The sequence below is a fragment of the Novosphingobium sp. MBES04 genome (assembly GCF_000813185.1).
GTDB lineage: Bacteria > Pseudomonadota > Alphaproteobacteria > Sphingomonadales > Sphingomonadaceae > Novosphingobium > Novosphingobium decolorationis.
On the sequence record NZ_DF850490.1, the window covers coordinates 141027 to 151887 of the forward strand.

At 63.4% G+C, this 10861-nt stretch carries 9 protein-coding genes and 2 pseudogenes; 6 read left to right on the forward strand and 5 right to left on the reverse strand.

What is annotated here, in order from left to right; all coding sequences use genetic code 11:
* Positions 1-147, forward strand: a pseudogene (locus MBENS4_RS22585) (IS5/IS1182 family transposase); the annotation flags it as partial.
* 157 nt (positions 148-304) lie between these two features.
* Here the strand turns inward: MBENS4_RS22585 and MBENS4_RS25610 are convergent.
* A complete protein-coding gene (locus tag MBENS4_RS25610; RefSeq protein ID WP_144401061.1) occupies positions 305-709 on the reverse strand; it encodes a hypothetical protein in 405 nt (134 codons plus the stop codon).
* A 2-nt stretch (positions 710-711) separates the two neighbouring features.
* Positions 712-819 carry a diguanylate cyclase gene (locus tag MBENS4_RS25060; protein WP_084592328.1) on the reverse strand — a complete coding sequence of 36 codons (108 nt, stop codon included), beginning with the start codon at positions 817-819 and terminating at the stop codon, positions 712-714.
* A gap of 136 nt (positions 820-955) precedes the next feature.
* Between MBENS4_RS25060 and MBENS4_RS22590 the strand changes: the two genes are divergently transcribed.
* On the forward strand, positions 956-2305 hold the full coding sequence (locus MBENS4_RS22590) for an IS1380 family transposase (RefSeq protein ID WP_445321534.1): 1350 nt from the start codon (positions 956-958) through the stop codon (positions 2303-2305).
* 168 nt (positions 2306-2473) lie between these two features.
* On the opposite strand, the gene MBENS4_RS22595 is transcribed toward MBENS4_RS22590, so the two are convergent.
* The gene (locus MBENS4_RS22595) at positions 2474-3802 is read right to left on the reverse strand and encodes a sensor histidine kinase (RefSeq protein ID WP_084592329.1); all 1329 of its coding nucleotides are present in this window, start codon (positions 3800-3802) and stop codon (positions 2474-2476) included.
* Complete coding sequence (locus MBENS4_RS22600; RefSeq protein ID WP_052322714.1) at positions 3799-4533, reverse strand: response regulator transcription factor; 735 nt, start codon at positions 4531-4533, stop codon at positions 3799-3801. Before MBENS4_RS22600 ends, MBENS4_RS22595 begins: the two co-directional genes overlap by 4 nt.
* A 106-nt stretch (positions 4534-4639) precedes the next feature.
* Between MBENS4_RS22600 and MBENS4_RS22605 the strand changes: the two genes are divergently transcribed.
* From MBENS4_RS22605 to MBENS4_RS22620, 4 genes and pseudogenes are all read left to right on the forward strand, one after another.
* A complete protein-coding gene (locus tag MBENS4_RS22605) occupies positions 4640-5839 on the forward strand; it encodes an efflux RND transporter periplasmic adaptor subunit (protein ID WP_144401062.1) in 1200 nt (399 codons plus the stop codon).
* A gap of 14 nt (positions 5840-5853) precedes the next feature.
* The gene (locus MBENS4_RS22610) at positions 5854-7854 is read left to right on the forward strand and encodes a MacB family efflux pump subunit (protein WP_242405088.1); all 2001 of its coding nucleotides are present in this window, start codon (positions 5854-5856) and stop codon (positions 7852-7854) included.
* A 9-nt stretch (positions 7855-7863) separates the two neighbouring features.
* Positions 7864-9237 (forward strand): efflux transporter outer membrane subunit, encoded by a 1374-nt coding sequence (locus tag MBENS4_RS22615; protein WP_039396243.1) that lies wholly within the window; start codon positions 7864-7866, stop codon positions 9235-9237.
* Positions 9238-9411: 174 nt separating this feature from the next.
* A pseudogene (locus MBENS4_RS22620) lies at positions 9412-9588 on the forward strand (transposase); the annotation flags it as partial.
* 66 nt (positions 9589-9654) lie between these two features.
* Here the strand turns inward: MBENS4_RS22620 and MBENS4_RS25065 are convergent.
* The coding region (locus MBENS4_RS25065; protein WP_084592330.1) for an ISL3 family transposase at positions 9655-10861 on the reverse strand (1207 nt) is incomplete at its 5' end.

Consider the following 10861-nt stretch of genomic DNA (forward strand, 5'->3'; position numbering starts at 1 on the left):
CCTCTCTACAAGCAGCGCAATCTGGTCGAACGCTTCTTCAACCGGATCAAGCAATTCCGGGGCATCGCGACGCGATACGACAAGTGCCCCGAAAACTACCTCGCCGCCATCAAGCTCGTCTGCGTACGCCTCTGGTGCGCGGCGTAATGAGTCTACGCGCTAAACCAACACCTGGCCACGGCCGCTTGATTGCCATGAAGCGGCGGATCTCACTCGCTCGCGGACGATCTTTGCAACAGAGCCCTACATCGTAATCAGGAATTTTTCCGGGGGGGGGGGGCAATAACCATTCGATGCTTGCCGCTCAAATGTCATAGATTGACACGGGACTCGATGCTGCAAGCGCTCGATTCGCCCAAGTCTCAAATTCAGCAACCCCCGGCAAAATGGCCGGAAGCGCTTGCGTTAAAGATGGCCAGATAGGTTCATTCTCAGCCACTAAAAATAGTTTCTCATGCCCGTTAATGTTTACATCGAAAATCAGCACGAGGAGCATCCAGTCACCAGCATCATGGGTTCGGCCAGCACTGATGCCTCGTATATCGGGCCAAGCAATACGGGCCGTGCCATCCGGAAATTGGACGTACAACTCCTTTTCGTTAAAATGCCGTATAACGGCACGGCGCCCTGGACTGCGAATTTTCTTATTCATACTGTTGGAACGATTGAAGCCAGCGATTGTGTCAAAATTAGCCACAACGACGGGCATGGTTATGCAACCCGCGAGAGATTACGCCCGTCCTCTTTTGCTCGATATAGGGCTGCGTCGGCCGCTTGAAAAAGCTTCGAAGCGTCCATGCCAGATTGGTAGACGGCCAAGCCCAGACTAACCGCTCTTATTCACCGGGCGGGGAATGGGTTGGCGGGAGTGGCGTAAGCCTCTGATCTGCATTAGAAACTGGGTGTCTACGCCGGCCCTGTTGCAGGGCAGAAAATGCCACAGGCCACACCCGCCATGAACGACATTATCGCAAGCTCTTTCGGATTCCCAGCTGTCATCGGCAAGAAGGTCACAGCCGCGTTCGACGGTGGCCGGCTGACCTCTGACGGAGGCGTTCTGTTGCTGGCGCAGGCCGAGCGCGCGATGGGGATTTGTCGGCGGCTTGCGGCTTGCATTGCCGATCCGCGGGACCCTGCGCGGGTGATCCATCGCCTCGATGACATCCTGCGGCCCCGCATGTTCGCGATCGCCTGTGGCTACGAGGATGCTGATGATCTCGACGCTCTGCGCGACGACCCCGGGTTCCGCCTGGCGCTAGGCAAGCTGCCGGGATCGGGCGTGGGGCTTGCCAGCCAACCGACGATGAGCCGGTGGGAGAACGCCCCGACCACGCGCGAACTGGCTCGGATGATGGCCGCGATGATCGGCGTCTACTGCGACAGCTATCCGGCCCCACCGGCGGCGGTGACGCTGGACATCGATGATACCTGCGATGTCGTGCATGGCTACCAGCAGTTGTCGTTCTGGAACGCCCACTATGGCGAACGCTGCTTCCTGCCGATCCACGTCTACGACACTGGCACAGGCCGCCCGGTGGCGATGCTGCTGCGCACCGGCAAGACGCCGTCGGGCACCGAAGCGGCCAGCCATATCCGGCGCCTGGTCCGCCATATCCGCCGACACTGGCCGGATACGCACATCACCATCCGGGGCGACGGGCACTATGGCCGTCCCGAGGTCATGGCCTTCTGCGAGGCGGCCGGGGTCGACTTTGTGTTCGGCCTGCCCACCAACGCCGCGCTGCGCGCCGATCCCGCCATCGTTGCCGCCGCCGATGCCTGCGCGGTCAAGCGGGCCGAACGCCAGGCGCCGGTGCTGCGCAGCTATGCCCAGATCCGCTACGGCGCGAAGAGCTGGAACCGCCAGCGCCGCGTCGTCGCCCGGATCGAGGCCAGCATCCTGGGCATGGACATCCGCTACGTCGTCACTTCGCTGGGCCAAGGCTCGGCCGAGCACATCTACGACGCGCTCTACTGCGCTCGTGGCCAGGCCGAAAACCTGATCAAGCGCCACAAGGCCCAACTCGCCAGCGATCGCACCTCGTGCCGCTCGGCCAACGCCAACCAGATGAGGTTGATCCTGCACACCGCCGCCTACTGGCTGCTCTGGCGCGTCCAGCAGGCGATACCCAGAACCACCTCTCTGGCCACGGCCGAGTTCGCGACGCTGCGCCTGCGGCTGCTCAAGGTCGCCGCCCGCGTCATCGAAAGTGCCTCGCGCATCCGTGTCGCCTTCGCGTCAGCCTGCCCTGATGCCAACGTATTCAGAGCCCTCGCTACCAGCCTCCGGCCAGCACCGACATAGCCAGCGCGGCCGTGCCGCCGAACGCCAGAGCCCCGTCCATCAACCTCGAAAAGCCCATCGATCCTGTCGCGGTGAAAAACGCCGCCGGAGGCGCTCGCCCTGATTACCTGGCCTCCGAAAGAGAGAGGCCGGATCAACCGGGAGCAGTCCTGTCATGAATAGAGTGGGCTAGTCTTCGGAGGTTGCGGGAAGAGCGGCGGTCGGGATTCGCATTTCGACGCGCAAGCCGCGTTCGGGCGCGTTGCGCGCCTCTATGGTCCCGCCATGCAAACGCACCGCGCGGGAGGCGATGGCCAGGCCAAGACCAAAGCCGGCCCCCTGGCTGCCGGAGCGCACAAAGGGCTGGAACATGGCGTCCATCAGATCTTCGGGGATGCCGGGTCCATCGTCTGTGACGACAACGCCAATCCGGCGGTCGCGAGGATGGGGCGTGACAGAGACCTGAATTCGCCCACCCTTCGGCGAAAAGCGCAAGGCATTGCGCAGGATATTCTCCAACGCGCGGCGCATGAATTCGGAATTGCCGCGGACCAGCGGGACGCTTCCGGGATGGATTTGCGGGCTCTGGAATCCGATTGTCACGCCATCGGGCTCGGCTTCGTAGCGGACATCGGCCACGACACTTTCGGTGACCCCGGCAAGGTCGAAATAATCCTCGCCCGCAGATCCTTCGTTCTCCGCCCGCGCGAGCGTCAGGAGTTCGCCGACGAGCGTGTCGAGGCGTGTTACCTCGTATTCGACGCGCTCCAGCGCTTGTTGCGAGCGCTGGGGGGATCGTCCGGCCAGCGCCAGTGCCAGCTGGATTCGGGCAAGCGGGGAGCGCAACTCGTGGCTGACATCGTGCAGCAGCCGATCGCGGGCCTCGACCAGCTGCTCAAGCTGTCGCGCCATGCGATCAAAATCGCTCGAAAGATCCGCGATCTCGTCGCGCCGCGACCCCATCCGTGGCGAGAGACGGATCGATAGGTCGCCGCCTGCAAGATGCTCGAAGCCACGGCGCAGGTGCGTGATCGGCGAGGTCAGATACCACGCCAGCATGCTGGCGAAGAGGAGACCTGCCAGAATACCCGCGATCAGCACCACCGGCGGCAGATTCAAGATCCGCAGCGGCCTGTCGTCGGGATACGTGAAGCGCACCAGGTAGGCCGTGCCGTCCGGGGCCGTGGCCAGTCCATCGCGTGCGTCGCTCTGGGCCGGGATCGGGGGGCGTTGCCAGGCCCCGTTCGCCGCAAAAGTTGCCGCGCGCAGCGAAAGGTGCTGGCGGGTCACGGCGGGCAGGGACTTTTCCAGAGAGTGGAATTCGCCGATGCCGCCATGCCGGATCGCATTCTGGGCCGCGATCACCACAGCGGGCGCGACATCGTTGCGCAGCACGATGGGCGGAGGTTCGCCCTGGTCCAGCGTCAGCGTGACGAGCAGCCAGATTGCCTGCGAAACGGCGAAATAGGTAAACAGGAAGCCCAGCAGGATCTTCCAGAACAGGCGGCCGCGGATCACGGGCAGGACAACCTGTAGCCCACGCCGCGCACCGTTTCGATCCCCGCCGCCCCGGCCGTTCCGGCTTCCAGCTTGAGGCGCAGGTTGCTGACATGGACATCGATGCTGCGGTCATAGGATTGGCGGGGGCGTCCCAGACCACGCAGCGAAAGCTCATCCTTGGTGGCAACCGCAGTTCCGCTGCGCACGAGGAGGACGAGGATATTGAACTCTGTCGGGGTCAACTCCAGCGCGCTGCCCCGCCACAGCGCCCGGCGCTCGGGTATCTGGATTTCAAGCTCTCCGGCCCGCAGGATCGGCGCGGCGCGTGAGGCATCGTGCGCAGGATGGACCTGGCGGCGCAGGATGGCGCGCAGGCGCGCCACGAGTTCACGTGGGAAGCAGGGCTTGGCCACGTAATCGTCTGCCCCGAGCTCAAGTCCGAGGACACGGTCTATCTCGTCCCCGCGTGCCGTCAGCATGAGCACGGGCACATCGCTCACTTCGCGCAGGCGGCGCAGCACGTCGATGCCGCTCATCCCCGGCATCATAATGTCGAGAACGATGATGTCGGGATCGCCCTCAAGCGCGCGGGCAATTCCATCGGCGCCGTTCGAGACGGCCTCGACGAGGAACCCCTCGCTTTCGAGATATTCGCCCAGTAGCGCGGCCAGATCGACGTCGTCGTCGATCAGCAGGATGCGTCGGGGGGCCTCGTGGCGGGTCTCGTTCACCGCCTGCAAATGCCTCATCAGCCGGTCCTTGTCAGCGTGGGAGGATGCGTCTTTACATAAACTTTACACGTCCCTTGCGAACTTTTTACCCCAAAGGCCATTCATCCGTTCCATGGCTGGCCACATGTTCAAATCCCGTCGCACCCTGATTGTCGGCGCCGTGATCGGCGTACTCGTTCTCCCGTTCCTTGTCTGGCAGGTGTTCCTGAGCCCACCGGAGGGGCCGGACGTGGTGACGGCCAAAGTGGCGCGCGGGGATCTGGAGAAAACCGTCGAGGCGACCGGAAGCCTGATGCCCAAGGATCTGGTCAGCGTCGGTGCGCAGGCCTCGGGCCGTATCGAACAGTTGACCGTGGAGGTGGGCGACACCGTCAAACAGGGCGAACTGATTGCGCAGATCGACTCGCGCACACAGGAAAACACCCTCAAGACAGCGCAGGCCGACGTTGCAAACATGACCGCGCAGCTGGCAAGCGCCCAGGCGAGCCTGGCTCAGAGCCGTCTGGCGTTCGAGAGGCAGAAGCAACTGGGCGTGGGCGAGGCCACCTCGCAGGCCGACTATCAGGCCGCCGAGGCGGAGTACCGTTCCGCCAAGGCCAGCGTGGACGCGCTCAACGCCCAGATCGATTCCGCACGCGTATCGGTGGAAAATGCGCAGGTGAACCTGGGCTACACCAAGGTCACCGCACCGATGGACGGCGTTGTCGTCGCGATCGTCAACAAGCAGGGCACGACCGTCAACGCCAACCAGTCGACGCCCTCGATCGTGGTGCTCGCGAAACTGGACGTGATGACAGTGGAGACCGAGGTATCCGAAGCCGACGTGATCAACGTCAAGCAGGGCCAGTCGGCCTACTTCACGATCCTGGGCGATCCCGACACGCGCTATTCCGGCATGCTGCGTCTGGTCGAGCCTGCGCCCGAATCTATCGTCGATGAAGTGGGAAGCTCGTCCTCGAGTTCGTCGAGCAGCACGTCGGATTCCGCCATCTACTACAACGCGCTGTTCGACGTCAGCAACGCCGACAACCGCCTGCGTGCCCTGATGACGGCCAAGGTCACGATCCTGCTCGATCAGCGCAAGGATGTCCTGACGATCCCGTCCTCGGCCCTTGGGGTGCAGAACAAGGACGGCACCTACAGCGTGCAGGTGCAAGACGTGCAGCGCGGCATATCCAGGCGCAACGTGAAGATCGGTCTCAACAACAATGTCTCGGCCGAGGTCCTCTCGGGGCTCAAGGAAGGCGAAGCGGTGGTCGTGAGCGAGGCCAGCGCCGAGAGCGCTTCATCCGGCCGCCGCATGGGCGGGCCGCCGCCGTTCTGAGCGGGGAGGAGCCGATGATGCAGGAAACCGCAGCGCCTGGGTCCCAGGGCAACGCCTTCGCTGGGCAGGGCGATGCCCCGCTCCTCTCGCTCTCGCACGTGCGCCGCGAATACCCTTCAGGCGACGGGGTGTTCGCCGCGCTCAAGGATATCAACCTTGAAATCCATGCGGGCGAGATGGTGGCGATCGTGGGCCAGTCGGGCTCGGGCAAATCGACGCTGATGAACATTCTGGGCTGTCTCGACCGTCCGACCTCGGGAGCCTACAAGGTCAACGGGCGGGACGTGAGCCAGTTCGAGCAGGACGAACTCGCGGCGCTTCGGCGGGAGCATTTCGGCTTCATCTTCCAGCGCTATCATCTCCTCACCGATCTCAACGCGATGGGCAATGTCGAGGTGCCTGCCGTCTATTCCGGGCGTGCGCGACGCGAACGCGACCAACGCGCGCGCGCGCTGCTCGAACGGCTCGGACTTGGCGACAGGACCGGCCATCGCCCGGGCATGCTGTCGGGCGGTCAGCAGCAGCGCGTCTCGATCGCGCGCGCGCTGATGAACGGGGGCGAGGTGATCTTCGCCGACGAACCGACCGGCGCGCTCGATTCGGCGAGCGGGGTCGAAGTGATGAAGATCCTCGGGGAACTCCACGCCGAGGGGCACACCGTCATCCTTGTCACGCACGACATGGAAGTGGCACAGCATGCCGAGCGGATCATCGAGATCCGCGATGGCGACATCATCGATGACCGCCAGAACCGGCCCCATCGCCCCACCGCCGGACTGGTACGCCCTGCGCCCGAAAAGCGCGGCTTCCAGCAGCTTGCCGACCGCTTCTCGGAAGCGTTCCGCATGGCCGTTCTCGCCATGGCCGCGCACAAGCTGCGGACCTTCCTGACGATGCTGGGCATCATCATCGGGATCGCGGCGGTGGTGTCGGTCGTGGCCCTTGGCAAGGGGTCGCAGGAGCAGATCCTGTCGAACATCTCCAGCTTGGGCACCAACACGCTCACCGTCTATCCCGGCAAGAGTTTCGGTGACATGCGATCGGGCCGGATCGAGACGCTGATCGACACGGATGCCGAGGCGCTGGCCGAACTGACGTATGTCGACAGCGTGACGCCCAGTGTCTCGACGAGCGAGACCGCCCGCTACCGCAACGTGTCGGCGACCGCCAACATCAACGGCGTGGGGGATGGGTATTTCCGCGTCCGCGGGCTCGAACTGGAAACGGGCAGCCTGTTCGGGGCCGAAAGCGTGAACCGTCTCGAGCAGAACGCGGTAATCGACGAGAATACGCGCGACACCCTCTTTCCCGATGGAGAAGATCCACTGGGCAAGGTCGTCGTCTTCGGGCAGGTGCCGATGCGCATAATCGGTGTCGTGGGCACCCAGCAGCAGGGGTTTGGGGGCAGCAGTTCGTTGACCGTCTATGCCCCCTACACCACCGTGATGAGCCGGATGCTGGGCCAGACCTTCCTGTCCAGCATCACCGTGCGCGTGAGTGACGATGTCTCGAGCGCGGCGGCCGAAGCGGGCGTGAGCAAGCTTCTTGCAACGCGCCATGGCACCGAGGATTTCTTCATCTCCAACTCGGACGACATTCGCGAGACCATCACCTCGACGACCCAGACGATGACCTATCTCATCGCGGCGATCGCGGTCATCTCCCTGCTCGTCGGCGGCATCGGGGTCATGAACATCATGCTGGTGTCGGTGACCGAACGCACCAGCGAGATCGGCGTGCGCATGGCCGTGGGCGCACGCCAGTCGGACATCCTGCAGCAGTTTCTGATCGAGGCGGTGCTCGTCTGCCTCGTGGGCGGCGTGATCGGTGTCCTCATCGCTCTGGGTGTGGGCGTGCTCTTCTCGCTGGCAAACCTGGGCTTCGAAATGGTCTATTCGACCTTCTCGATTCTCGCTGCCTTCCTCTGTTCCACCCTGATCGGTGTGGCCTTCGGGTTCCTGCCTGCGCGCCGTGCCGCCCAGCTCGACCCGGTCGATGCCCTTTCGCGCGATTGAGGACGCTCCATGATTCATGCTTTGCGTATCGCACCTGCAACGCTCGCCGCGCTGCTCCTGACCTCCGGCTGTGCGGTAACCCGCAGCGCCTACGAGGCGCCCGAACTGGCGACGCAGGAGAGCTTCTCCTTTGCGCAGCCCGGCCCTCAAGGGGTGGCCGGCGCGCCATGGTGGAACGAATTCGAAGACCCGCAGCTGACGGCACTTGTCGATGAGGTGCTGGCGGCCAACGCCGATCTCGCGGCCGCCGGAATCCGTCTTCGCCAGGCCCGCCAGAATGCGGCGCTGACACGCTGGCAGCAGTTTCCCACGTTCAACGGCGGAGCCACGTCAAATGCCTCGAAGGATCTGACCGGCAATGCGCGCTGGAGCAAGAGCAGCGCACTTTCGGCCGGGGCAAGCTGGGAAGTCGACCTCTTCGGGCGGCTCGACGCACAGGCCGATGCCGCGCGCTGGGAAGCCGAGGCGAGCGCGCAGGATCTTGCCGCAACCCGGCTGTCGCTCATCGGCACGACGGCCAGTGCCTGGTGGCAGCTTGGCCTTGCCAACGAGCAAATCACCATTGGTGAGCAGAGCCTTGCCTATCTGCGCAAGCTGCTCGACCTGGTCCAGCGCCAGTACGATGCAGGGTCGGTCTCGCGCCTCGAACTGCGCGATGCCCAGCAAAGCGTCGCCTCGCAGGAAGCCTCGCTGACACAGCTTCGCCAGACCCGCATCGAGGTGCTCAAGGCGCTGGCAGCCCTCCTTGGGCAGCAGGACTATACCGGGCCCGAGCTGGCAAACCTGCCCCAACGCAAGCTGCCTGCGATTGCGGCCGGAACCCCTTCGAGCCTGCTTGCGCGCCGCCCGGATCTGGCGGCGGCGCAGTGGCGCCTGCGCGCGGCGCTGGCCTCGAGCGATGCGACAGTGGCCAGTTACCTGCCCAGCTTCAGCCTGACAGGGGCGCTGGGAACGGCCAGTTCGGCCTTGCTCGGTTTCGTGTCCAACCCGGCGGCCAGCCTGGGAGCGGCCTTGTCGCTGTCCGAGCTCAACCCCGAAAAGATCCGCCTGGGTTCTGCCGTGGCGCGGGCCGATTTCGAGGCGGCACGCGAAGATCTGCGGCAGACCTTCTACGATGCCCTGCGCGACACCGAAATCGCGCTGTCGGCACGTAACCAGTATATCGAGCAGGGCACCGCGCTGGATGCGAATTACCTTGCCGCGCTGGATGCCGAGGAGCTGTACGCGCGGCAGTATCGTGTCGGCTATATTCCCCTGCGTGACCTGCTCGACGCGCAGGAACGGCTTCGCAGCGCGCGCTCCAGCCTGATCCAGAACCGTTACAACCAGCTGTCCGCGCAGATCGAGGTCTACCAGGCACTGGGCGGAACCCCTTCATCGTAATCGTCGAGGCCGGCACCGCCCTGCAGCCCGGGCCCGATCCGTGCCGGGTTGAGCCCGGTGTGTCGAAAATTCCCGATATTCGCGGCTTTGTCGCGGAAATCGGCCACAGGGTAGGCTTAGGCCCCATTGATTGGCAGGCGGCGACAAGATTCAGGCTCCGCGAGGAGACCGAGTATGCGCGACCTGTATTGGCTGACGGATGCGCAGATGGCGTGTCTGTCGCCGTATTTTTCCAAGAGCCATGGAAAGCCACGGGGTGATGACCGGCGGGTCCTGAGCGGGATTATCTTCGTCAACCGTAATGGCCAGCGTTGGCGGGATGCTCCCAGGGAATACAGGCCCCACAAGACTTGTATAACCGCTGTGTTGATTGCCACTGAGAACTGGCTCTGACTCACTTTTGCTGCTGGCGATTGGTCACGCACCGACTACGCGAGCGCGTAGCAGGTCCAGTTTCGCTCGCCCATACATCTGTCGTTTTATCAGCTTGAGGCAAGTGATCTGCCCCTCGGTCTGCCCGATCGACCATGGCGAAATAATCGCGTTGCGAACTGCAATCAGGTCTTTCTCCACACCGTTGACGAACGACGCAACGAGGCTGCCTCTGGTCAGTTCGATCCATGCATCAAGTTTGGCGGCTGATTTTGATCTGATCATTGATTGGAATTCTCCAATCGCCTTGCGTGCTGCCACCAACTCAGGAACATTGTTCTCGATCACGGCGACGAGGATGGCTTCGGATTTTCCCAGTCCATCCTGCGCTGAGGTCATTAAGCGAGCCAGAACCCGTGCCGACGGCGTGCGCATGAGGCCGCTTTGTCCGGCTTGTTCGGCGAGGCGGCGGCGTTGGGCCCACTGAGCGACGATACCTCGCTGTCCGACGAAGCCTTCCGCGCGCATCTCACGCCAGAGCGCCAATGCGTTGCGGGACCCAGCTTCCCATCGCTCGTTCAGCCATGGCAACCAACTATCCAGAATACTTGGCCGGGTACGAAAGACGTCTAGCCGCTGTCCGCGGAACACGTCCCGAACGAGTTTGCGGCTGTGACCAGTCTGTCGGACGATCTGTCGGATGGAAGTGCCACTTTTGGCCAGTTTCTGAATCGCCTCATTGGTTTCCTGACGGCGAAGGTACCCCTCGTACTGCAGCTTCTCGGCATAGGTGAGAAGCTTGAGGTCGACCACATTGTTGCCGACCGCTTGCCTGATCTGCCGCATGGTTTTGCTGACGGCGTCCAGAAATGCTCGGCTCGAGTTCTCCATGAGGTGCCAGCGATCGGCAACCTGCTGAGCATGAGGCAGTCCGCTTGCGATCGCCTCACCATATCCGCCGCCGCGATCTCGAGCGACGATTGATATGGACGGGTGCTTGGTTAGCCAGGCGCGTGACGTCTCCAGCGCCCGATCTGGTAAGAGTGTGACAGGCTTACGGCGCTCCAGATCGCAGACAATCGTTCCGTATGTCTGGCCTCGTCGGAAAGCAAAATCATCAATGCCGATGACATGGAGTTCGTCATGCCGATCGACGGCGTGGCGCCGTACAACCCGCAGCAAAGTGTCCTCGCTTACTGGCACCATCAGACGGTTGGCAAACGCGGCACCGGGTCTGCCGCCGAGTGCGAGA